The 23948-nt window shown below is 44.9% G+C and carries 19 protein-coding genes and 1 pseudogene; 8 read left to right on the forward strand and 12 right to left on the reverse strand.

Annotated features, from left to right (window positions below; all coding sequences use genetic code 11):
* The first annotated feature begins 110 nt into the window (after nt 1-110).
* Nucleotides 111-1247: an integron integrase gene (locus tag A3756_RS00445; RefSeq protein WP_156490134.1), complete on the forward strand. Its 1137-nt coding sequence runs from the start codon at nt 111-113 to the stop codon at nt 1245-1247.
* Here A3756_RS00445 and hypA read toward each other — a convergent pair.
* Genes hypA through A3756_RS00475 form a run of 6 tightly spaced genes read right to left on the reverse strand, consistent with a single transcriptional unit; the run spans nt 1225 to nt 6723 of the window.
* On the reverse strand, nt 1225-1587 hold the full coding sequence (hypA, locus tag A3756_RS00450; protein WP_068552590.1) for a hydrogenase maturation nickel metallochaperone HypA: 363 nt from the start codon (nt 1585-1587) through the stop codon (nt 1225-1227). The genes A3756_RS00445 and hypA overlap by 23 nt on opposite strands.
* Entirely contained in the window at nt 1580-2032 is a 453-nt protein-coding gene (locus A3756_RS00455; protein ID WP_068552592.1) for a hydrogenase maturation protease, read from the reverse strand. Before A3756_RS00455 ends, hypA begins: the two co-directional genes overlap by 8 nt.
* On the reverse strand, nt 2033-3490 hold the full coding sequence (locus tag A3756_RS00460) for a Ni/Fe hydrogenase subunit alpha (RefSeq protein WP_068552594.1): 1458 nt from the start codon (nt 3488-3490) through the stop codon (nt 2033-2035).
* Nucleotides 3491-3506: 16 nt separating this feature from the next.
* Nucleotides 3507-4064 carry an NADP oxidoreductase gene (locus A3756_RS00465; RefSeq protein WP_068552596.1) on the reverse strand — a complete coding sequence of 186 codons (558 nt, stop codon included), beginning with the start codon at nt 4062-4064 and terminating at the stop codon, nt 3507-3509.
* Nucleotides 4061-4819, reverse strand: a complete 759-nt coding sequence (locus A3756_RS00470; RefSeq protein WP_197469734.1) for a 2Fe-2S iron-sulfur cluster-binding protein — start codon at nt 4817-4819, stop codon at nt 4061-4063. Before A3756_RS00470 ends, A3756_RS00465 begins: the two co-directional genes overlap by 4 nt.
* Complete coding sequence (locus tag A3756_RS00475; RefSeq protein ID WP_068552598.1) at nt 4816-6723, reverse strand: NAD(P)H-dependent oxidoreductase subunit E; 1908 nt, start codon at nt 6721-6723, stop codon at nt 4816-4818. The genes A3756_RS00470 and A3756_RS00475 overlap by 4 nt, the downstream gene beginning before the upstream one ends.
* Nucleotides 6724-7088: 365 nt before the next feature.
* Here A3756_RS00475 and A3756_RS00480 point away from each other — a divergent pair, with 365 nt between their 5' ends.
* From A3756_RS00480 to A3756_RS00495, 4 genes are all read left to right on the forward strand, one after another.
* Complete coding sequence (locus A3756_RS00480; RefSeq protein WP_068552599.1) at nt 7089-8165, forward strand: AraC family transcriptional regulator; 1077 nt, start codon at nt 7089-7091, stop codon at nt 8163-8165.
* Nucleotides 8166-8392: 227 nt separating this feature from the next.
* Nucleotides 8393-10144: a 2-oxoacid:acceptor oxidoreductase subunit alpha gene (locus A3756_RS00485; protein WP_068552601.1), complete on the forward strand. Its 1752-nt coding sequence runs from the start codon at nt 8393-8395 to the stop codon at nt 10142-10144.
* Nucleotides 10128-10985, forward strand: coding sequence for a 2-oxoacid:ferredoxin oxidoreductase subunit beta (locus A3756_RS00490; RefSeq protein WP_068516145.1), 858 nt, complete (start codon nt 10128-10130; stop codon nt 10983-10985). Before A3756_RS00485 ends, A3756_RS00490 begins: the two co-directional genes overlap by 17 nt.
* A 462-nt stretch (nt 10986-11447) precedes the next feature.
* Nucleotides 11448-11984 carry a DUF924 family protein gene (locus tag A3756_RS00495; RefSeq protein WP_068516141.1) on the forward strand — a complete coding sequence of 179 codons (537 nt, stop codon included), beginning with the start codon at nt 11448-11450 and terminating at the stop codon, nt 11982-11984.
* Here the strand turns inward: A3756_RS00495 and A3756_RS29105 are convergent.
* From A3756_RS29105 to A3756_RS00515, 4 genes and pseudogenes are all read right to left on the reverse strand, one after another.
* Nucleotides 11985-12367: pseudogene (locus tag A3756_RS29105) on the reverse strand (BLUF domain-containing protein).
* 1 nt (nt 12368) lies between these two features.
* Nucleotides 12369-13094 carry a Sir2 family NAD-dependent protein deacetylase gene (locus A3756_RS00505; RefSeq protein WP_068516137.1) on the reverse strand — a complete coding sequence of 242 codons (726 nt, stop codon included), beginning with the start codon at nt 13092-13094 and terminating at the stop codon, nt 12369-12371.
* 5 nt (nt 13095-13099) lie between these two features.
* Nucleotides 13100-16033 (reverse strand): EAL domain-containing protein, encoded by a 2934-nt coding sequence (locus tag A3756_RS00510; protein WP_068552604.1) that lies wholly within the window; start codon nt 16031-16033, stop codon nt 13100-13102.
* The gene (locus A3756_RS00515) at nt 16030-16797 is read right to left on the reverse strand and encodes an ABC transporter substrate-binding protein (RefSeq protein ID WP_068552606.1); all 768 of its coding nucleotides are present in this window, start codon (nt 16795-16797) and stop codon (nt 16030-16032) included. The genes A3756_RS00510 and A3756_RS00515 overlap by 4 nt, the downstream gene beginning before the upstream one ends.
* A gap of 221 nt (nt 16798-17018) precedes the next feature.
* Between A3756_RS00515 and A3756_RS00520 the strand changes: the two genes are divergently transcribed.
* A complete protein-coding gene (locus tag A3756_RS00520; protein WP_068516158.1) occupies nt 17019-17309 on the forward strand; it encodes a hypothetical protein in 291 nt (96 codons plus the stop codon).
* A gap of 6 nt (nt 17310-17315) precedes the next feature.
* On the opposite strand, the gene A3756_RS00525 is transcribed toward A3756_RS00520, so the two are convergent.
* Nucleotides 17316-19775: an RND family transporter gene (locus A3756_RS00525; RefSeq protein ID WP_068516129.1), complete on the reverse strand. Its 2460-nt coding sequence runs from the start codon at nt 19773-19775 to the stop codon at nt 17316-17318.
* Nucleotides 19776-20168: 393 nt separating this feature from the next.
* On the opposite strand from A3756_RS00525, the gene A3756_RS00530 reads away from it, so the two are divergent.
* On the forward strand, nt 20169-21068 hold the full coding sequence (locus A3756_RS00530; protein ID WP_068552608.1) for a diguanylate cyclase: 900 nt from the start codon (nt 20169-20171) through the stop codon (nt 21066-21068).
* 3 nt (nt 21069-21071) lie between these two features.
* The gene (locus A3756_RS00535; RefSeq protein ID WP_068516123.1) at nt 21072-21578 is read left to right on the forward strand and encodes a tRNA-uridine aminocarboxypropyltransferase; all 507 of its coding nucleotides are present in this window, start codon (nt 21072-21074) and stop codon (nt 21576-21578) included.
* Here A3756_RS00535 and A3756_RS00540 read toward each other — a convergent pair.
* Nucleotides 21575-23860 carry a response regulator gene (locus A3756_RS00540; RefSeq protein ID WP_068552610.1) on the reverse strand — a complete coding sequence of 762 codons (2286 nt, stop codon included), beginning with the start codon at nt 23858-23860 and terminating at the stop codon, nt 21575-21577. The genes A3756_RS00535 and A3756_RS00540 overlap by 4 nt on opposite strands.
* Nucleotides 23861-23948 lie beyond the last annotated feature (88 nt).

The raw sequence follows: 23948 nt of genomic DNA on the forward strand, positions 1-23948 counted from the left end.
CTTTAAACTCTTTTGAATAATGCTTCACTCATATTCTCTTACCGCCTCCTATTCAATTATTAAAAATTAACAGAGGCGACAACTATCCTGACACAGGGGGGAAGCGTCAGGTGGTTGATGCGATTCATTGTTTGTTTCTAAGTATTCATTCCCCCCTTTGTAAGCAGGTTGATTGGGATTATTGGAAAATGTCGTGCAAAGAGTTGGAGGCTGATCATGTCTCGAATGCGCGAAATAATACGCCTGTTGTAACAGGTCGAAGCAAAAATATGGACTTGGAGGGCAGTGCAAATGCACCAGAAGTCGAGAAGTTAATCTATCAGGTGCGTGCTAAGGGGTACAGTATTCGCACCGAAAAGACTTATGTCCATTGGGTTAATCGCTTCTTAAAGTTCTGTTCTAATAGTCACACCCAAGGTAACTCTGCCAGAGATGTGATTGACTATCTTTCATTTTTGGCTGTTGATAAGGGTGTGTCGAGTTCAACGCAGGCGCTTGCGCTGAATGCAATAGTCTTTTACTTCAAAATGGTTTTAAATCTTGAGCTTGGTGATGTTAGCCAATACGTCAAGGCAAAAAAACGTCAGAAGTTGCCGGTTGTCTTGTCTACTGATGAAGTAAACGAAATATTAGCCGAACTACAAGGGGTTCAATTGCTACTGGTATCATTGCTCTATGGCTGTGGTCTAAGGTTGATGGAGGCGGTTCGGCTTAGGGTTCAAGATATCGATTTTGCATATCAGCAAATTATCATACGCAATGCCAAGGGAAATAAGGAAAGGGTGGTGCCGCTTCCTGTTAAAATTCAAGGGCCATTGCAAGCGCACTTGAAAGACGTAAAAGCATTGCATGAAGCTGACTTAAAGGAAGGTTATGGTAGTGTTTATATGCCGGCCGAATTGCTTAGGAAGTACGGCAAAAATGACCGGCTATGGATTTGGCAATATGTGTTTCCTAGTGCCAAATTATCGCTCGACCCCAAGTCGAAAGCAGTGCGCAGGCACCATTTACACGAGTCGACCTTGCAGAAGTCGGTCAGGTACTGCGCTCGAAAGCTCGGGATTGCAAAGCGTGTTACCTGTCATACCTTTCGTCACAGTTTTGCCACGCATCATTTGGAACGCGGGATGGATATTAGAATGCTGCAAGAACTATTGGGGCATGCCGACGTTGCCACGACGATGATTTATACCCACACAGCTAATTTCTCTAAGGGCAAGACTTCTAGTCCGTTGGACTTTCTTTAGTGCTAACCTGCAAAGAACTAATCCTAACCTGGTCTCCCTGTATCACCTCTAAGCCGAAAGCCCCGCAGTGAGAACAAGCATCGTATAGGTGCTTGATTTCACTTTGTTTCTGGCAGCTTCCGCATAGGCCAATACCTGAAGGGCGGGATAGGATTAACTTCGCCTTGTCTGCAATGGAGCCTTTCATCACGGCGTCAAAACAAAACTGCATCGCTTCTGCCTCGACATGGCTTAGTTGACCGACCTCTAAATAAACGGCTTCAACCAAGTTGAAGTGCTCGGCTTCGGCTTGTTCTTCAATGAGTTCACGCATACTTTCCGCAAGTGATAGCTCATGCATGCTCGCTAATCCACTTGGTAGTGAACGCGAGGGCTTTATCTAAATTGCCTTGGGCGCGCGGGCTCAGTGTCTCGTCAAAGGCATCAAATTCGTAGCCGCGAATTGCCAGAATAAAGGCTTCGGGTTTTGTCTCATATAAGGTATGGCACAATTGCAGAACCGACTCAGGTTGAAGCTGATGGCTGCCCAGGCTTTGTTGATCATTAGCGCTGGCTTCATTAAACGAAAAGGGTGGGGAAGAGTCTAAACTCGCGTCTACAAATACCACCGTGTCGTACTGTGTAATGTCGTAAGCGTCTTCGACGGTGAGTTGGTAGTTTGAAGAAAGGCTTACTTTATCAGCAAGTATTGAGTCATCTTCGAGTGCTTTAATAAGCGCCGGGCCGAGGCCATCATCTTGTCTGCCAGGGTTGCCGTAGCCAATGAAGAGTATCTTCTTACTCATTTAATTTTGGCCATCTACAAACTGGCTGTTACTGTCGATCAGTTTATTTTCATGATCAAACAGCTCCACCTTGAGCGGCATTTGGCCGAGCGCATGGGTTGCACAAGATAAACACGGGTCATAAGCGCGAACGGCCACTTCGATATGATTGAGCATGCCTTCCGATATTTTGTTCTTGCCTGAAATATATTTTCGGGCGACATCGGTCACTGCTTTGTTCATGGCGGTATTGTTATGGGTTGTCGAGACAATCAAGTTGCAGTAGGTGACTTGGTCATTCTCATTGACTTTGTAATGGTGGAATAAAGAGCCTCTCGGCGCTTCGATTACGGCTATCCCTTCTTCACGACGATCGCCGGTTAGTTTGAGATCCGTACCCATAATATCCGGGTCAAGAAGTAGTTCTTTGATCTTTTCGACACAGTGAAGGACTTCTATCATTCGTGCCCAGTGATAGGCCAAAGACATATGAGCAGGCTTATGTTGGGAGAACTCTTTGAATTCTTCATGACGAGCATTGGCCAAGGGGGTGTCGATAAAGCTGACTGTATTCATGCGAGCCAGTGGGCCGACCCGATACCAACCGTCAACATTGCCCCGGCTCTTGATAAAGGGGAACTTCATGTACGACCAGGGTTTTACTTCTTCTTTGATAAAATCATCGAAGTGCCGGTAATCCATTTGGTCAAAGATCAAATTGCCATTGGCGTCAATTGCGCGAAGCTGACCATCGTATAAATCTAAAGCGCCATCATCACGAACCAGTGACATATGACTAGACTTAAAGTTGGCGAAGCTTTCTACCAGCCCTAGGTGCTCAAGTGTATAGTTGCGTGTAATATCGACCGCTTCTTGTGACCACTCGATCATCTGGTCGATATCTTGTAATAGCTTGTCTCGTTCTTGAACGGAAAGACTCTTACTGATGCCGCCCGGAATGGCTGTGTTGCCATGAATTTTTTTACCTGCGGTGTACTGAATAACTTCTTGTCCGTACTTGCGCATTAATACGCCTTTCTTGGCCAGGTCAGGAAAGGCTTTAATGACTTCAAAGATATTGCGTTTTTTTGCGGGCGCAGAAAAACCAAAGAGCAGGTCAGGTGAACTGAGATGGAAGAAGTGGAGTACGTTGCTCTGCATGATCTGGCCGTAGTGCATCAGGCGGCGCATTTTTTCGGCGGTGGGCGTGAGTTGGTCAACACCGACAATCATATCCATAGCTTTTGCGGCTGCTAAGTGGTGACTTACCGGGCAGATGCCACACAAGCGCTGAACGATGACAGGCACTTCCCAAAGTAATCGGCCCTGGATAAAGCGCTCAAAGCCTCTGAACTCGACAATATGTAAGCGCGCTTCAGACACCTGGTTTTGTTCATCGAGGTGAATCGTCACTTTGCCGTGACCCTCGACTCGCGTTAGGGGTTCTATTTCTACGATCCGAGCTTTTGTTTTTTTCATCTTTTCAGCCCTTGAATTAGTCAAACTTGATCAGTGAATAATCAAGCGAAGGTGGCTCGCCTTTGATCAAGGCTGTTAAAGCACTCCATAGCGCATCGCCAGAAGGTGGACAACCTGGAATCTGGTAGTCAACTTTGACCACATCGACGCAGGTGTAAACCTTGTCGAGCAGCAAAGGTAGAGCTGGGTCATTTGGTATCTGGTTTTCTGGGTTGAGTACCTTGGGCGTGGTATAGGCTTCGTCCAGGCATTCTCTTAGCGGATCATCGGAATGCATAATGGCATTTCGCATGACCGGCAAACCGCCCATGATGGCGCATTGCCCAACGGCAACAAGTATGTCGCAGTTCTCTCTGAATTCACGAAGCACATGGACGTTATCTTCATTACAGCAGCCGCCTTCAATGAGGCCAATGTCGCAACGGCGTGTGAACTTTTTGACATCGTTTAAAGGGCTGCGATCAAACTCGGCCAGTTCCATTAGTTCGATTATTCTTTCATCAATATCCAGCAACGACATATGACAGCCAAAGCAACCTGCCAGAGAGGTGGTGGCAATACGCTTCTTTCTCATTTTGTACTGTCCTCTTTGCCGGTTTCAGGCTGGTATTGTCGTACTTCGATATCTGAGCCAATTATATGGCTGTCGTATTGACGCTCGCCAACGGGGGCGAAAAAGCCATCGTTCTTTCGAATAATACAGCCAACCGGACAAACCTCTAATGACATGGCGTAGTCGTTAATATCGGCATTGGTATCAGCAAGGCAGTCGCCATTCACACCAATACGTTTATGGATACCGCGACCCACGTATTCAAAGACATGCTTGTCGTCAACGTCTCGTGAGGCTCGAATACAACGACCACAGAGTATGCAACGGTTGTTATCTAATGCGATATCCGGGTGCGAAGCATCAACCGGGCGAGAAGGCTGTAAGTATGGGAAGTCTGATGCCTGAGACAAACCAAGGCGATAGGCGGTTGCTTGTAGTTCGCAGCGTCCACTAGCTTCGCAGATAGGACAGAGATGATTGCCTTCATGAAATAACATTCTGACCAAATCTTTGCGATAGCCTGTTACTTCCTGGCTTTCATTTTCAATAATTGCACCGTCTTCGATGGGTTGTGTGCAGGCGGCAACGACCCGGCCATTCATTTTGACAGAGCAAACTCGGCAGCTACCTTGGGGAACAAGGCCTTCAGAATCGCATAGCCGAGGAATGTAGATACCTTGTGCCTCACAGGCAGACATTATCGACTGTCCCTCATGGGCTTCGACTTTCTTGCCGTCGATGGTAAAGCTAAGTCGCTTTTCTTCTTGGCTCATCATTTTTGCTCCCTGTCGTCATGGTCGTATCGCGGGTCAAAAATAATCGATCGTCGTTTAGCGATAATACGCGATTCGTTCAATGCACCTTGAATATCAAAGCCTGCCTGACGACCATCCGGGTGGTCTTTTAGCAAAGCGGAGTACACCAAAGGGAAGTTTTCAATTGTCGATAAAATAGGTTTAGGGGACGTATGCCCAAGCCCGCAGCGACTGGTTTGAATAATGGTATTGCCGAGGCTTTGCAAAGACTCCAGATCCTTGCTCTCGCCCTGGCCGAGCATGATTTTCTCAAGCCCTTTCTTTAAAAACACATTACCGACTCTGCATGGGGTGCAGTAGCCACAGCTTTCTTCAATAAAGAAGTGCATAAAGTAATTGACGATATCGAGAATATTACGTTGCGCCGAGAAAATCATGATAGCCCCTGCTGTAGGTAAATCCTCAAAACATAAGCGCCGGTTAAAGTCGATACGCGCAATCATTTCGCCACTGGCACCACCTACCTGGACAGCTTCTGCATCAATAGCACCAGCTAAGTCGAGTGCATCGGAGACGCTAATACCATGCTCAACTTCATAGATGCCAGGGCGCTCGCAGTCGCCGCAAATACTGAGCAGCTTGCTACCTTTGCTGTGCTCGGTGCCAAGAGACTGAAACCACTCAGCACCTTTGTCCAGAATATGAGGCACGTTGCAGAAGGTTTCGACGTTGTTCACCACTGTTGGATAACCCAAGTAGCCTTTCTGCGCAGGGAAAGGTGGTTTGTTTTTGGGTTCTCCGCGTTGTCCTTCGCATGAGCTGATCAGAGAGCTTTCTTCGCCGCAAATATAGGCACCTGCACCAAGTTGGATGCGGATATCGAAGGAAAAGCGTGTTCCGGTTGACTCGTCAATAAGCATGTCTTGGCCGAGCAGGGCTTCTCGACGTCGTTCTTCCAATACGCTATTTAGGTAGGGCAGCAGGTAACGATATTCAGCGCGCAAATAGAGAATGCCATGCTCACTACCAATTGCGTAGGCGGCGATAGTCATACCCTCTATTAAGAGGTGAGCGCGCTCTGTTAGCAATACTCTATCTTTAAAGGTGCCGGGCTCGCCTTCGTCGGCATTACAAATGACATAACGTTTTTCAGCCGGTGTTTGGGCTGCAAATTGCCATTTGCGCGCGATTTGAAAACCCGCGCCGCCGCGACCTCTTAGATCGGAGCGGAGTAACTCATCAATAATCTCGTCGGGGTTTTTTGAGAGGCATTTAGCCAAAGCTTGCGCTAAAGGAGGCTCACTTAGTAATACCGGGCCAGATTGCTGAATATTGTTATTTACCATGCTCCGTACTAGTGAGTGGCTGTTATTTCCATCGCCTGTTTTACCGCCGAATACCGATAAACACGTGTCATGAATTCGGGTGGATAGTGCTCTCCAGTTATCGGATTCAGATGCTTTGAGTGTACGTTTTAGTGCGTTAACTAAACGTTTCACTTTGCTTGGTGTTAACGAGGTGACGACGTGCTCGTTAATCAGGGCGGCAGGGGCTTGGTCACTCATGCCTATGCAGGGCGTGAGGTGGAGTGAAAACTTCCCATCCAGAGTCGTGTTGCCAACAGGGATCCCTAATGCCAACTCAAAGGCCTGCAGAATTTCCGCGCTCCCCTTATGCTGGTCGATTATATCTTCACTCAGGTGAATGATGATTTTTCCTTGAGGGCTAGTTTTGAAAAAACTATAGAAACTCGCGACCCCTTCAACAACGACTCGGTGACTGTTGGTTTTTTCTGCGACTAACTTCATTGAGTCGCCACTGATCCAACCTAAGGTGTTTTGTATCGCCCAAAGGATATCAATCATTCGCTTGGGATTGTTATCAAAGCCTTGGCAGATTTCAGAAATACGAAGCTGGTTTTCCATAAGCAGACTACTGAGTTGTTATTTTCTTGGTACAGCCATGAAGTTAAATAGTGTAGTTCTTATTAAGTATTCCTTGCTAGCCTTGCTGAGTAAATAGCTGATCTTGATCCAGGTTAATTCTTCGGAAAAAAGCTATGAAGAAAGTTTTGTATGTTATGTCGAGATTTATCAGCGGGAATGATAAGCTGATCAAAAAATAACATCTTTTTAGCGAAATGAGCGATGGTTACTTTCAAAAACTTTGGTTGCTCGATACGATATGTTCATATAGCAACATTTATGAGTATTTTAGGGCAAGGTAAGAAAGCCTTTTTTCACTGACTCAAAATATTCATTGATAATAAAAACAAAATGAAAGGTTAACTATGGGCGCTTTAAATATAGCCAAAATCGGGCACCGAAACTTACGTACTGAATATCAGACTTCGGGTGAGGTCTTTATCCCTATCGCGCGTGTTAAGCCGCTAGTTAAAATCCTCATGATGAATAAGGTAGATCTGAGGTCCTTGTTAAAAGATACAGGGCTTCAGTTTCAGGATTTATCCGAGACTGATCAGACGATAAATTTTCTTCAGTACAAGCAGCTGATTATTAATGCGAGGCGTTTGCTTCCTCATCATCCTTTTGCACTTTACTTGGGAGAGCAGAGTTTTCTGCATCATGATGGACTACTCGCGGCTCGAATTATGAGTAGTGAGAATGTTCAGCAAGCGATGGAACTTCTGACCAAGTATCAACCTTTATTTACACAGATACTGGGTTTCAAGTTTGAAATGCAAAAATCTGGATTGGGAGTGTTAACCCTGACGCCTAAACAAGACTTGGGTGACGCGCTACCTTATTTTATGGAATTCACCTGCTCTGTAATTTACTCCTTAGGGCGCTTTTTTATGGGGGGCGTTGAGCTGGATGACCATGATAAAGCGGGCCAGATACACTTTTCCTTCGATCAACCGAAGGTAATTGAGGCTTACGACGAGTTCTTTTCGGTGCCGGTATTTTTTAATCAGGATCAGAATCGAATTGTTTTGTCTGAAGCCTTGCTTAAGCAGCCTCTGGTTTTCTACAACAAAGATTCGGCCCAGTTAAATGAACAATGTTGTCAGGAGCGTTTGAGTGAAGTTTGCCCTGATAATACGGTTTTAGATCGCGTGAAATTCATTATTCGTAGAGATATTTTCCAAGAATTGTCTCTTGATACCTTAGCCTCTGAGCTTTGTATGTCTCCGCGTACCTTACGGCGTCATCTTCAGTCTCATGAAACATCATATAAAGAGCTATTAGAAGAGGAACGTAAGCGCGTTGCACTGGCTCATATTCGAAAACAGGATATATCCATTGAAACTTTGGCTGAAAGCTTGGGTTATAGTGATGCATCAAGTTTCAGCCGAGCTTTTAAACGCTGGTACGGTCTATCGCCGAAGAACTTTAAACCGAATTAGAATGCGTAGTCTTTTATTGCTCTTTGCTTGGTTCGCAACGGCTAGATGGTGGTTTGTAAACGGAGCCTTCCAAGGCTTGTTAGCAATTTAGCACGCCCTTGATTTATGAGGGGGCTCTGCCTAGCTTTTTTAAACTCGGCTTACTATAACTGCGGACACTTGACCTGACTCATTTACCTAGCCTGCGCTCTGTGTAATGGTTTCCTTAAACAATAAGAGGAGGCTATATGACCAAGCAATCCGTTTCCATTGCCATCGCTGGCTACGGCGGTACGGGTGTTATCACAACCGGACAGTTACTGCTCAAGGCTTGCGCCAAAGCAGGCTACTTCGGTTTGGCGCAACGCTCTTTCGGGCCGCAAATAAGGGGAGGGGAGTCTTTAAGCCTTCTTCGTTTTTCAAATCATCCTGTTCAATCCCCTGATGACTATTTCGACTTACTCGTCTTGCTTGATACTGACCATGTCACGCGTTTTAGTGCTGAAGTGCCATTGAACGAAAACAGTGTCGTTATCATAGGGAAAGATCAGGCTAAGACTCCAGAGTTTGTTAAAGACTCTGGTGCTCGCGTCGTCGAGCTTCCATTGGATACACTCGCAAGTGAGACCGCTGATGGCGGAGAGAATATTGTCGCTGCGGGCCTGTTAGCCAAATTCTTAGGTTTGGAGCAAGGCACGATACAGAAGGTATTGAGAGAGCACTTTGCCAAGAAAGAGGAGTTGCTGTCGCAGGCTGAAGACTGGTTAATTGCGGGTTGGAACCTGGCTGACCAATACCAGGAAGTGGCGCAAGTTCAATTGGCAGATAAGAGTGAAAAATCTCCTCAATGGTTGGTAAATGGTAGTGAGTCTTGTGGTCTCGGTGCGCTAAAGGCAGGTACGCGCTTTGTTGCAGCTTACCCCATTACACCAGCCTCGGGAATTCTTGAGTGGCTCGCGCCAAATTTGGAAAAGTTGGGCGGTAGTTTGGTTCAGGCTGAAGATGAGCTGGCTTCTATCAATATGATTATCGGATCGTCTTTTGGCGGTGTTTCGTCGCTTACCGCTACCTCTGGCCCTGGTTTAGCATTGATGGCTGAGTCTATAGGTTTGGCCGTTGCCAGTGAAACTCCTCTGGTAATTGTGAATGTGATGCGAGGAGGCCCTTCAACGGGTATTCCCACCAAATCAGAGCAGTCTGATCTAAATATGGCGCTACATGGTTTGCATGGCGATGCGCCGCATGTGGTGACTGCCATGTTATCGATTGCAGACAGTGCCTTTACCACGGGTTGGTCAGTGTGGTTGGCAGAACACCTGCAGGTGCCAGTGATTACCTTGTCTGACCAATCAATGGCCCAGTCAGATGCAAGCCTTCTGGAGCCGCAGCTTTGGCAAGAAAAGGGTGAACGCTTGATCGCAGCGCATTCAGATACGCCTTATCATCGTTACGCACTAACTGATAGCGGTATCTCACCTATGTCGATTCCTGGTGAAGAAGACATGATGTATACCGCAGACGGTTTGGAGCATAACCAACATGGCACGCCTTCTGCTGCCACAGAAATGCATCGCGAGCAGCTGCAGAAACGCGCCGAGAAGCTTCGTCAGTTTGACTACTCTGAATATTGGGCTGAGGTGTCAGGGCAGGGTGAAAGCGCCATAGTTTGTTGGGGGTCGGTCTCATCGGTAGCTAAAGAAGCGGCTGAAAGAATGACCGAGCAAGGTGAGGCATGCCGAGTCATTGCTTTACGTTTGATCGCGCCACTACAAACCGAGGCGCTGTTGCGCGAGCTAGAGGGTGCAGAAAGAGTACTTGTTGTCGAGCAGAGTCATGGTGCCCAGTTTATGGCTTGGTTAAGGGCGCATGTAGACTTTCCTTGTGCTCACCAAAGCTTGGCTATTCCGGGCCCTTTACCTATCCGGCCGAAGCATATTATCGGTGCCTTTAATCAATGGGAACAGAACGCTCTGGAGGTAGAACATGTCGCCAACTGCTGAGAATAAAAACATAGCAACAAGAAAAGCGAAGGATTATAAGTCTACGGTCAGCCCAATTTGGTGTGCCGGTTGTGGGCACTATTCAGTGTTAGCTGCTTTAACCCGTGCTTTGGCAAAACTCAACCTTGACCCGGAGAATGTTGCTATCATTTCGGGTATTGGCTGCTCGTCTCGTTTGCCTGCCTACACACATTTATTCGGTTTTCATGGTGTTCACGGTCGGGCGCTGCCCGTGGCGGGTGGTTTGAAGGTGGCACGTCCGGATTTGACTGTCATCGCGGTGGGAGGCGATGGTGATGGTTTTTCTATTGGTGGCAATCACTTTTTGCATGCCTGTCGACGGAATATCAATTTCACCTATATCGCCATGGATAATGAAGTCTACGGTATGACTAAAGGGCAGGCTTCACCTACGACGCCTTCGGATTGGGATCACAGTAAACTAACCCCTCATGGCACGGGTGTTCCTGCACTGCAGCCAGCGAGCCTTGCACTGGGTGCCGGGGCCGGATTTATCGCGCGTGGTTATTATGGTGATCCGAAGCAGCTAACGGATTTAATCGTTAAGGCTATTGAGCATGAAGGTTTCTCCTTCGTGCAGGCATTGAGCCAGTGTGTCACCTTTGTACCTGAGCAAAAGCATTGGAAGGAAATGGTCCATGAGTTTGGTCAGGAGCACACTCACGACCCAATTCAGACCGCGGCTGAAATTCAGAGGGATGATGGCTTCGGGCTTGGTATGATTTATCAGAATGAAAGACCTGCATGGATGCCTCCGCATTATGAGCCCGAGAACGAAGGGGAAGTGCTGGACGAAATGCAGCGTACGTTTCAGGTTTAGATGTATGATTTGAAGGCGGCTTACTTAAGTTAGCCCTTTTCTGAAAAGAGGGCTGTAACCAATGGCACTTACTTAAGCTTGATTTCGCCCCGAAACTCGTCATTCCCGCGCACAAGGTGAATTGCGCAGCAAGAGAGGGCCGCCTGGGCGGGGCGGGAATCCATTGTTTTTCAGCCGTTTGGCTGACCTAGAGAGTTAAAAAAGACTAGAAATCTATAGGTTAGCGATAGTCATGGTCCTTCAATTTCATTGAGTTAGCCTCAAAACAATGGATTCCCTTGTTCAAGGGAATGACGCCAATTTCTCCTTAAGTAAGTGCCATTCAGGGCTGTAACTTTTTATCGACTCTGTAGGCAGAGGGTTCTACCCCTCGCCGAGTCGCCCTTAGCTCTCGACGACTCGCATTTGTGTGTTTCAAGGTCTACAGTTAGGTTTTACTTAATTAAGGACTTAGCTGAAACAATGTGCCAATCTGTATTGAGTTTCTGGTTTGAAGAAATCGAACCTTCGAGCTGGTTTGTTAAGGACTCTGATTTCGACGCCCTGATTCAAGGGCGTTTTGCTTCCTTGCACCGCCAAGCGAATGCGGGGGAACTCTACACTTGGCGTTCAAGCCCCGAAGGCCGGTTGGCTGAGATTATCGTTCTAGATCAATTCTCTCGAAATATGTATCGAGATACGCCGGCTGCTTTCGCTTCTGATACACTTGCTTTGGTGCTGGCTCAGGAAGCGATCGCTTGTCGTGCAGATTTAGCACTTGAACCCACTGAGCGAAGTTTTCTGTATATGCCTTTCATGCATAGTGAATCAAGAGCGATTCATGAAGTTGCGTTGTCGCTTTATTCTCAAAAGGGTTTGGAGCGCAATCTTGAATTTGAAAAGCGCCATAAGGAAATTATTGATCGTTTTGGTCGCTACCCTCATCGTAATCAGATACTTGGAAGAGAGTCGAGTCAGCCAGAGTTAGCGTTTCTGGAGCAGCCAGGCTCGTCTTTCTGATTAAGTGCTTTTTGGCATCCCTCTGAATTCAGAAAACGCCTGTAAGAAACTAAGGCTATCACTTGGACTTAAAGCATACGGTTGAAATGAACGATCAGGGTTGAACTTTGCGAGTATTTTCTCGTGACTCCCGACTTGAAGAACGGCTCCCATTGCCCACTCGGGAAAAGAGCGGCTAGTCGTTTCGTTATAAACGATAAGCTTTAAGGCCTTGTGGCGATAGTCTGTTTTGATATGTTGAAATAGCGCTTATCTGAGCATAGAAAACCGCTAATCATATGCTTTTGATTATTCAGCTTTGCGACTTCAACAATACTTTTCAAGTCTTCTAGGGTTAAAACCTTGGAAGCCGTACTCACATAAATCAATTGAACTAGACTCACGTTAAGTCACTCTCTTAATATAATCAGACGCCTTTACCTGATGATAAGTTGTATTTTGGTAGTGAATTTTCACGGGCTTCGGGTCTACGATTTCTATCGGGATATCGTTATGAACAGCCGTTTCCAGGGCCATTTGAGTAATATTGACACTAAAGGAGGTGCCCATAAATACCATCTTCGAGGCATAACGCATTCGTTCCTGTGCCTCTGATATTCTGTAAAGATCAGTGTAGAACTCATCGAAGAGCAAAACGTAAGGCTTTTGTGAAACGTCTAGCTCTGGTGTAAGTGTGTGCTTACTAATTTTAAACAGGGAAAGTAGTGAGTCGACAAGATTCTCTTCATCCACTTGTTCCCAAGGCGTTTGATAAGTCTCAACCGTTGGGCCTTGCTCATGAAAACGCGTCATTTGATCTAAGCGCCCATGAATTGCGATATAATCTTTGTTGCCGGCCTTACCATCAAGACCATCAATATTTTGGGTGATCAGGTTTTTATCTGCGAGCCAATGGTGGACTTCATTTGGCCCGTGATGGCGATACGTTGCAAAACGATGATAGTACCAAGATAGAAATTCTACCGGGTTTTCGGTGTACATTCGGCGCGTAGCCATTTCCATCGGGGTATAGTTCTTACTGCCAATGGTCCAAAAGCCATCCTCACCTCTAAACGTTGGAATGCCACTTTCTGCGCTAACACCTGCGCCCGTAATATATAAGGTACTCATATTGACTAGCTATTACCTTCTTCATGGCTGTTAGGTTGGGCTCTACTCTCTTCAAGCGCAAGGGAATCAAGCTTTACTGGCTTATGAATATGATAGCCTTGAGAGTAAGTGATGCCTATTTCGGTCAGCTTATCTTGAATCTCTGCTGTTTCAACAAACTCTGCAATCGTTTCTATGCCTATAGCACTTGCGACGTCGGCAATTGATTTGATCATTGCGGTATTTACGGCATCATCGCATAAGTTTTTAACAAATACGCCATCGATTTTTAGGTAGTCAATATTAAGGTCCTTTAGATAGGCATAGGATGAAAAGCCTGTGCCAAAATCGTCGAGTGCAAAGCGACAGCCGAGCGCCCTGAATTTATCGATGAAATTCTGGGTATTATCTAGATGCGTGATCGCCATGCTTTCGGTGATCTCAAAGCAGACTTTATGGGGCGGCACCTTATTCTCTTCAAAGAGATTAACCAGAAAAGCTGAGAATTCTTTTTGACCAATGCTCTGTGGACTGAGGTTAATACTGGCACAGCCGAGCTTTTCCAAGTGCTCGGGGTGTTTACCTAACCAAGCGAAGTAATTCTTGATGACCCAGCGATCTATATTAGGCATGAGGTTATAGCGTTCTGCCGCGGGCAAGAACTGGCCTGGAGAACAAAGGTTGCCGTTGCTATTGATCAGGCGAAGCAGGATTTCGTAATGAAAGTTTTGCTCTTGACCTTGGTTGGGCGCAATGTGTTGAAAGACTAAAAAGAACTGATCATTCGTTAGTGCTTCTTTAATTGTTGTGACCCATTGCATTTCGAGCTGTCGGAACTGTAGGTCTTTATCAGACTCAATGAATACATGAACACGATTACGCCCTTGGTCTTTGGCCATATAGCAAGCAGCATCCGCCATGGCTAGTAGTTGTTCTACATTCTGGTGATAAGGGTATATTTCAACCAAGCCGATACTGACGCCAATGCTGTAACGCTTACCTTCCCAGATAAATAAAAATTTCTCGACGGCTTCTCTGAGACTTTCGGCAATAAGCCTTGCTTTGGGAAGACTTGTTTGGCTAACGAGAATGCCGAATTCATCGCCCCCCAGTCGAGCGATGACCTGCTGAGGCCCGAGCGCTTTTACTTCTTGAAGCAGCTTCTGGCTAATATTTTTTAGCAAGATGTCGCCTGCAGTGTGGCCACAGAGGTCATTCACAATCTTAAACTGGTCTAGATCCATATATAGTAAGCAGGCCGAATCTTCACCTGCTTGAACTTTAAGCAATAACTCTTTTGCTGAACTCTCAAAGGTTCTACGGTTATAAAAGCCTGTTAAAGAGTCGTGCTCAGCCAAATGTTTTAGCTGCTGTTCAAAGGCTTTTCGTTCATTAATATTGATTAGAGTTCCTTCCAGTTCCTCGTTTCCCTGCTCGTTCACATAACGGGCAGAAATATTCACCCACATGGAGTCACCTAGGGAGTTGCTGAGCTGAGCTTCGTAGTCGACAACTTGGCCTGACTTCTTAACCGCTTTGAAAAACTCAGTGAACTCTTTTTCTGAAAGGTAATAACCGTTTAAGTCTTTAGTTTTTCCGCTAAACGACGGAATATCCTCTAAACCTATCAGTGACAAAAAGGCTGGGTTTGCTGACAACAAGGTCCCTTTTTTGTCGTAGCTGAATATTCCCTCAAGTGAATTTTGGTAGAGGTTTTCAAAGCGTTTGAGGTTACCAATAGATTGGGATTGTGCTTGCTCTCGTGCTCGCCTTTCGCTATTGATTCGGTCAGCCAATGCCATTGATATAATAACAATGCCCACGACACCGCCAATATTTCCAGCGTATTCGGTAAAGGTAGAGGAGGGCAAATAGCCCATTTTGCTTGAAGACTTTAGTACGATACCCAAAAAGTAAGCGCCCCATGCGATGCAGAAGAAGCGTGCAATACGCGGGCTAAACCGAAGCATTGCCAAGCAGATAAAGGTGACGCTGCTCATCACTATGACAGTCATGCCACCATTAAGGATGGCTGCCTGGCGATAGGGTAGAAATAGGCTGGTGATAGCAGAGACAACAGTCAAAAAAGTAAGCAACTTGATACCACGGTAGAGGATACTTTTCTCTGGTATGGGGAGTATTGTCCGGGTGAAGAGCATCGTAGATAGTAAGCCAAAAGAGATAAAGGTAATTGCAGATATTTGATGCCAGCTGGGCGCACTAGGCCAGAACCATTGATAGGCAAAGCCATCTAGTGAACTATGCATCCCAGCCATACAAAGGATGAAAAAGCTGTAGAGCAAGTAGGTTTTGTCGCGGATGATTAGAAACAGGCACAGGTTATAGGCACTCATAATCAAAAGCGCACTTAAAAAGCAGCCGTAGAGAAATAGTGAGTTATTCGCTTGTAGTAGAAAACTCTCTTGCTCCCATAGTTGCAAAGGAACCTGAAGAGAGCCTTCACTGCTCACCTTCACAAAGTACTCTTGAGGCTGCCCGGCAGAGAGCTCAAGTGGTAAAACAAAAGTAGGAAACTCGATGGGTCTTTGTGCAAAATTGAATCGGTCTCCGGTTTCGACAAGTTTTTTTAGAGTCACCGAATGAGAAGGTGAACCTGGAATGCTGTGAAACAACTGTATATTATCTAGCTGGCTATAGTTGACGTGTAGGTAAGCGGGTATATCAACAGGCGTCTCGTTTTGTACAGCAAAGCGAAACCAATAAGCACTACTTGAAAAACCAAAGTTGGCACGACCTTCAGGTAAAGATTGCCATTGAGTATTCTGTATTGTGTGGATATTCCCAGGCGTCAGTGAGTGGTCTTTATCTTCAAAATATACAATATGATTGGCTAGAACTATGTTTTCGGTACTGTGATCAAAGCTGATTGGCTGATTGCTAGCCAGCGCATAAAAACTGAAACCAAATAATAATATGAGAGATAAATAGAGCTGTTTCATTTAAACATTTCTTCTTGGAAAATTCGAAATTTACCTTCTTGTCTGAGCGCTTCGAGCCCGGCATTCAGAATATTTAGATAGTATTGGCTGTCTGGCTGGGTTTTGGAAAATAAAATATAGTTTTTACCTTCACTGAGTGCTTTAGTGTTGATTCCGATCGATTCTATTTCAGCTGGTGAAAAGTTTCTATGAAGCAGGTACTTTCCTGTGAATTCAGAGATAGGAAATAAGTCGATTGTTCCGCTGATTAGTTTTCGCAAGTTATCTATATCTGTATTGCTAATTGACACTCTTAACCTGTCTTGCTTGTATAAACGCCAAAATTCATCGTTATAAGTATAGCTCCGCGTAGCGCCAATTTTTAAACGGCCTAGTTCATCAAGGCTTTGCCATTTGAACGGGCCGTTAAAGCGTTTTTTAGTGTAGAAAAAGACAAAATAGATATTCTCGATCGTTTGGCTATGGAGAAAGTCTTGTCTTCTTTCTTCACTTTCCCCCCAAAAAGACGTGGCGTGATAATTACCGATTCGAGTCGCTTCTAGGGCTCTTTTCCAAGGGAGATAGTCAAATTTGACGTCAATGTTGTGGAGCTTAAACGCTTCGCTAACTAGATGATTAATGTAGCCTCCACCCGGCAGTGATTGTGAGGTCCACGGCGGATATTCTCCACTGGCTATTTGGATAGTTTCAGCCTTAGAGAGTGAATGGAAACTGACTAACAAAAGCAGGGTTAATGCTTTAATTGTGGCACTTGTACGCTTCATATACCTAACCGTTTATAAGCCAATTCAAATCTAGATATCTGATTTCAAAAAAGCAGGCTAACTTAGTTATTATGTCGGTAGTGATATTAGTGTAGTAGAGTTTGGCCGGTTTGGAGTGTCGCTTTTAGATTGTGTCGTTATTACAACTAACGTTTGTTATTAGTCACTTTGTTATCAGTTCGAGGTATGATGACTGTTTACAAGTTTGAATCGGAATGATTATGCAAGCTGAAGCTCTTATTTTATTGATCAATTTCCTATTGGTGACGCTTACTTATTTGTTCGTTTATCCTCGGTTTGCGGGGCGAGATTTGAACAAACTATTTACGAACGACTTGGCTGCTATGGTGATATCTCTCTTGGTGGTTGGCAGCTTATATCAAGGTCAAGACCTCAAGTTATCGTTGATCATTCTAGAGACTAACTGGTTCTGGTTTAGTTTACTGACATATATGCTAATCGAGACGCCTTTTGCACTCAGGTATATCAAAAAATATAAGGTTTTTGAGTAGGGCTGGTTAGCCCTCTGCAAGCATCGAAGGTTCGAGCTCTTCTTCCTGCTCTACTACTTTTCCTACCTTAGCTAATTTCAGAAGGTTTGGCATGATAAAAAGTGTACATAGCGCAGACACTAGCATGGTAATACTAATGAGAAGTCCGAGGTTGAAAATAGGCTGAAACTCTGACAACAAGAGGATTGAGAAGCCTAATGCAATGGTAAAAGCGCTGGTTAATATTGGGAAGGTGATATCTGTCAGGGCTGCTTGAGCTGCGGCATCCCTAGATTGAAGTGCTTTTAAGTTTCGTAAGTAGGCTTCGACGATATGTATGGAGTAATCGATGCCGATGCCGAAGGCAATGCCGCATAGCAGACTAGAGCCGATATCTAAAGGAATCTGCAATAAACCCATCAGTCCGAACATGACCAGTAATGACATGCTTAGTGGGAAGATAGCGATTATTCCAATACGGATTGAGCGGTAGATCGTGCACAAAACCAATAAAAGTCCGACAACCGAAATGATAATGCTGGAAAGTTGTCCTTGGATAATTTCTTTTGAGGCGGCAGCATTCATACTCCCGTAGCCGGTGAATCTAAACGAAACCCCTTCAGGTAAGGTTTCAGCAATAGGGCCTAGATCGTCTAACAGTTGCTGTAACTGCTTGGAGCCATCTGTTTTGGACATGATTACCACGCGAGTTTCATTGTAAGGGCCCACTTTGGCAATAGACTCAAGGTCTCGTGAGGGGCCGCCCTCTAACAAAAATAAATATTGGGATATAAGCTCCGGACTTAGCTCTGAGCTTTGTATCTTGTCATCATTGGGCGATAAGGTTTTGTGTAGCTGTTTGATAAAACCAGATATTGAGCTTGTGTAGCCAACTGCATCATGACGCTTAGCTTGCGCTTCGAGTTTTTCTATCACTCGTAATACCTCAGGAGAAAGGATGCCATTTTGCTCATCTGAGCTTATCCATACGTTCACTGGTACGGTGCCACCTAGTAACTCGTTGATTCTGGCATCATCTTGCCTCAGTTGAGTCTGGGCTTTGAAGGAGTGAAGGTTTTGTTGGTCAACGTAGAAATTAGGAAGCCCGATTAAGGAGAAGACGACTAAAAGGAATAGCAGTGCGAAGCAACGAGAAATGGTTTGCTTTTTAGCAATGTTTTCTAAAGCCTCAAAGAAACGAATGGGGCGCTGAGTTGTTCCTGAAGAAAAATTTATATTTGCCATTAAAGTAGGCAGCACCGTTACAGAAATAATAAACGCGACAATAGCGCTGATTCCAACCATGATGCCGAATTCTTTTATATTAGTAATTTCGGTGTATGAAAGTGAGAAAAAACCAAGAGCTGTCGTCAGCGACGTAAGCAACATTGCGCGAAAAAGTTTACTGACTTTAGCAATAGTTGCTTCTTGCTTACTTGTTTTGTTTTGGTCTAATTTAGATTCGGAAAGAACATGAATGGCATCTGTTACGCCAATGGTGATAATGAATATCGGCAACATCGTGGTCACGATATTCAGGGATATGCCCAGCAAGGTCATGAGTCCAAAGGTGATGACGATACTGATAATTGATACGCTGAGCGCAAAGAACGGGGCCCAGGCACTGCGAAATAAATAGGCCAGTGTTAATGCTATTAATAGGACGATTAAAGGGAAATAGCGTTGATTATCCTTTTCCATAACATTAGAAATTTCTACATTTACGACTGGTGAGCCAGAAAAGTAGAGGTCGAAATTACTTGATTCAACGATGGGTTTTATCAACCCTTGAACCTTATTGAATATCGCAGTAGTGCTTGCGCTATCGTCGGTATCGATGTTTAGTTCAAGATTAATTGCCATTGCGCGGCCGTCTGGGCTAACCAAAGCATCCGTAAACAGAGGGTTATCTAATATTTCTTTGCCTTGATTCTGTTGCCATTGAGCGATCTTTTCTTGCTCGAAGTTGGGGGCAATGGTGATCTCATCTTCAAGCATGAAAATGTCATCACTATTTAGTAGTGACTTGATATTGCGAATAGGGAAGAGGTATTGGCCTAGTAATGCTTCTATTTCCTTAGATTCTTGCTCGTTTTTAGCCGCCGCCAGGCTTTGGTTATATTGACTGATTAAGCTGGCCTTATCGAGTGACTTGCCTGTGTTGAGTTTAGGATTGATCATTTCTATCAAGTCAACGGAGTCTAGAGTCTTATGAATAGTTTCTAATAAGCTCAGTGACTCTGCAGAAAAAATATCGCCAGATTTTGCCTCGAGAATAATAACAATGGTTTCTCTGGATCGCTCAAAAATATCTGTCATCAGATCTTCTTTAACGCGCTCTGTGTGGGTGCGGTCCAAGAAATAGGGCGTGGTGTTTTTTGTTACTTGAGCCGCGAGAAATGCTGATACGAGGATAATTGCCAGAGTGATAATAAAACTGAGTGCGGGTCGAGAAACAATTTGGCGAATCAGTGGGGTTTCTGTCATGGGTGCGTCTATTCTAAGTTTGTTGTGCAGTGCAAATGGATTCTTAACATATAGGGTGCTCTGCCAATTCTGGGCGTGGCGAGAGATATATGTAGTCCTATGGAATCCAGACGTGCGCACTTTAACAGTATTTTTCGGCTGTTCAAGTAGTTATTTGCACTTGGGTTAACAGTTTTTTATCAGAGCGCAAAAAATTATGAATCGAGTCGTCTTGTGTAAGAAAAATGCTTGGGCATACTCTATACTGTACTTTAGAGCACAAACGATTTTATCTTGTAACAATTGTGGTGCTTCATTATGGCCGCTCTCATAATAAGTTGCTCAGTATACTAAAGGCCGTTAACTAGCCATAGCGATCTGAGCATGTAATGACTAATAAAAGTTGAGTGAGTTATGAAAGTACTGATTGTTGATGACCAGCGTTCTATGAGGCTTGTGTCTCTAGCAGTAGTTGCCGGGCTTGGGCATGATGTCATCGAGGCCGAATGTGGACAGGATGCAATTGACCTCTGTCGGCAAGAGAAAGTCGATTTGATTTTGATGGACGTTGAAATGCCTGGTCTTAACGGTTTTGAAACGACTAAAATTATTCGTCAAGATACCTCTATATGGTTCCCCATTATTTTTGTTAGTGCTAAAACGGATACTAAGTTTTGTACTGTGGGTATTCAGTCAGGCGGCGATATTTATCTTTATAAGCCGATAGTGCCTGAAGTGCTTGAAGCGATGATTCATGCGATGGAGCGTATCGCCCAGATTCAGGACGAGCTTCATGGCACCAAATTAAAAATGGAGTTGCTCGCATTTCAAGACACCTTAACAGGACTGGTGAACCGCCGTGGTTTTGATAAGGCCATGGAGCTGGAGATCACTAGGTCAATCAAAGAGAAAGACCCTTTAACTTTGATTATGATCGATGTTGATCAGTTTAAACCTTTCAATGATAACAACGGACATCAAGCCGGTGACGAGTGTTTAAAGGCTGTTGGTGAAACCTTGCGTAAAGCGATGTGCCGACCAGCCGATATTGTTGCTCGGTATTGTGGGGAAGAATTCGCAGTGATTTTGCCTAATACCAATGCGGTGCAAGCGCAAGCGGTTGCGAAGCGTATAAATAAGTTGTTTAGTGATTTGAATTATCCTCATGAACACTCTTTAGTGGCAGATCATGTCACGGTTAGTGGTGGGATTGCTCAGTTTGCTGGTGAAGGGCAAAGTGCGGCAGAGTTTATCGAGAGTGCTGACAAATTATTATATGAAGCTAAAGAAGCAGGCCGTAATCGTATTTTATAGTTAATGAAGTTTATATTACTTACGCATGAGCGGGAATTAGAAAAGAAGAATAATACGGGTGCAGTCGTTAGAGGTATATTGAAGGGTGATTGCGAACTTGTCGTTTGGAAGCGTCGGGAACCCGATGAAAGTTTATTGAGTCTATTGGCTCGGCAGCAAGCCGCGGTGCTCTTTCCTAGAGAAGAACTGCCTACACAAAACACCGATAGCCCTGGCACTTATCAGCCTGACCCTCAATGTCTTTTTTCCTATACTCACTACGTGATTCTGGATGCTACTTGGCAACAAGCCAAGAAAATGTATAGACAAAGCCCTTATTTGCAACAAGCCGACAAGTTCTCTTTGGATAACGTGACACCTTCCACTTTTGTGCGTAGAGGAAATCAGCTAAAAGGCGGGTTGTGTACGGCTGAGTGTGTTATCGAACTACTTGAGCTTGCAGGTGAGTCTGAGTCAGCAAGTGAACTCGCTTATCATTATGAGGCGTTTAACAGGGCGCTGCCATCTTAATGTAGCCATTTATTTAGCTTCTCTTGAACGATCATGGCATCGACAGGCTTGCTAATATAGTCATTCATTCCCACAGCAAAGCATTTATCATCATCACCTTTCATTGCATTAGCTGTCATGGCAACAATAGGTAGCTGCTTGGCGTTTTCTCCGGCTTTACCTTGTCTGATCGCTGTAGTTGCTTCATATCCATCCATTTCCGGCATTTGGCAGTCCATGAAAATGAGGTTGTAGGGGACCGTTTTTTCAGCGTCGCGTATCATTTCTAGCGCTTCTAGGCCGTTGGCAGCGATATCGCACTGTTGGTCAAGCGCCTCAAGAATACCTTGTACAACGAGCTGGTTTACATAGACGTCTTCAACAAGCAGGATTCTAGACTCGCTCAAATCTGTAGTGGGGTCTTCTATAGCCGCTATCGCACTTTGCGTTAGCTCTGGTTTTTCTGAATAGAGGCTGAGCTCCATGCTTTGGATTAGGTCATTGGAACAGATAGGCTTATAGATATGGGCATCGAAGCCATGAGTCTTGCAATAGTTTTCATCGACCTGGGAACCGTACTTTGTCATGAGTATCAGGTATAAGGTTTCATTGCCTGCTTGGCTGCGAAGGTTGTCGCTAAGGTCGTGGGCAGAACCTTCAATCAGGTCTGCATCGATATAGATCAAGGGGACCTTACCAGGCCCGACAACATGTTCATTGAGTGAATTGAGCACGGAATTGGAGCTGTCGCAGATATATGAGGGAATTCCCCATTTACTTAGCTGTTTCTCAATTTCCTTGGCTGTGTCCTGATGTTTATCGAGAATAAATGCTAGCAGTTGTTCGGTCTCAAATTGTGGCGCGCTTTCTTTGTTTTCAGTAGAGCTGTCAACCATGAATGAGGCAGTAAAGACACTACCTTTACCTAGCTCACTGGCGACTCTAATATCGCCATGCATTAATTGGCATAAATTTCGAGAAATAGTTAAACCAAGGCCAGTGCCGCCATATTTTCGAGTGGTTGAGGCATCTGCTTGTGAGAATGAGTCAAATATCGTTGCCAGCTTATCTTTAGCTATTCCGGTACCGGTATCGTGAACTTCGCAAATTAGATCCAGGCTGTCACCAAAGTCTTCGTAGACTTCTAGTTTTAGGGTTACGCTACCGGAAGAAGTAAACTTTATCGCATTCGATATTAAACTCGTTAAGACTTGCCTGATTCGCCCAGGGTCACTTGTGATATGGGTTTTATTGATGCCCGAAACATCGACAACGAAGTCTATGTCTTTGTCGTATGCTTGCTTACTAAGTGTTTTCGCCAAGCTGGAGATTAAGTCAATTAAGTCGAAAGAGACCTGCTCAAGCTCGAGTTTACCTGACTCAACCTTAGAGAAGTCGAGTATATCGTTGATCAAGCTTAGCAAGGACTCAGCACTAGATTTTGCCAATGAGGCTCTTTGTCTTTGCTCATCACTGAGCTCTGTGTTCATCAGCAGATTGAGCATGCCGAGTACACCGTTCATTGGCGTGCGTATTTCATGACTCATGCTGGCCAGGAACTCAGACTTAACTTTCAACGCATTTTCGGCAACGGCTTTTTCTTCTTGAAGGGCTATTTCACGGAATTCTAGTTCTTGTGCGTAATCAGATAATTTTGAGGCTGAAACTTTGACCTCTGAAAGATCCTCGATACAAATAAAGGCTCCGAGGACTTCGTTATTTTCGCCAAAATCAGGATGGTAATTCGCTTTGCAATGCCTTTTACCGTTAACGGTCGCCATATCTGTTTCCAAGTGACAGGACGTCCCGCTTAGAGCCTTTTTAATGTAGGGTTGAGTCCGTTCGTAAATGGCTTCACCCAAGGCTTCAGAAATTGCTTTACCCTTATAGGTGCTAGTATCACGGCCGCTCCAGCGACTATAGTTCTTGTTAACGAACTGAAAGCGCTCTTGTGCATCAATGTAGGAAAGTAATACGGGGACACCGTCGGTGATGCCATCGATAATACGCCGGGTTTCGTTTACCTCCTCAGCGCGTTTGGCTATGTCTTTGGCAAGAGCATTATAGCGCTTAACCAAAGTGCCTAACTCATCCTCGCTTTGGTAGCTTAAGGGAGAATTTAGGCCGTTACTTTGTTGCTGGTGTAGCTCTTCGGTAATGCTTTCCAAGGGCCTAATCAAGGTTCTACGCTGGTTGAGATAGGCTGTAGCCGCAAGTAGGGTAATTCCCCCAGCACAGAGTAGAAATAAGCTAAAGAGAAATGTCTTGGTTTCTTTAAATGTCGGTATATTATGAAATTCCATAAATACCTCGTAAGGGCGCACGCGATTAAGCTCTGGGTTCAGTAGTTTGATGCGAGCATGATGAAAAAAACCGTCATCGCTAATTTGA

Source organism: Oleiphilus sp. HI0086 (assembly GCF_001635225.1).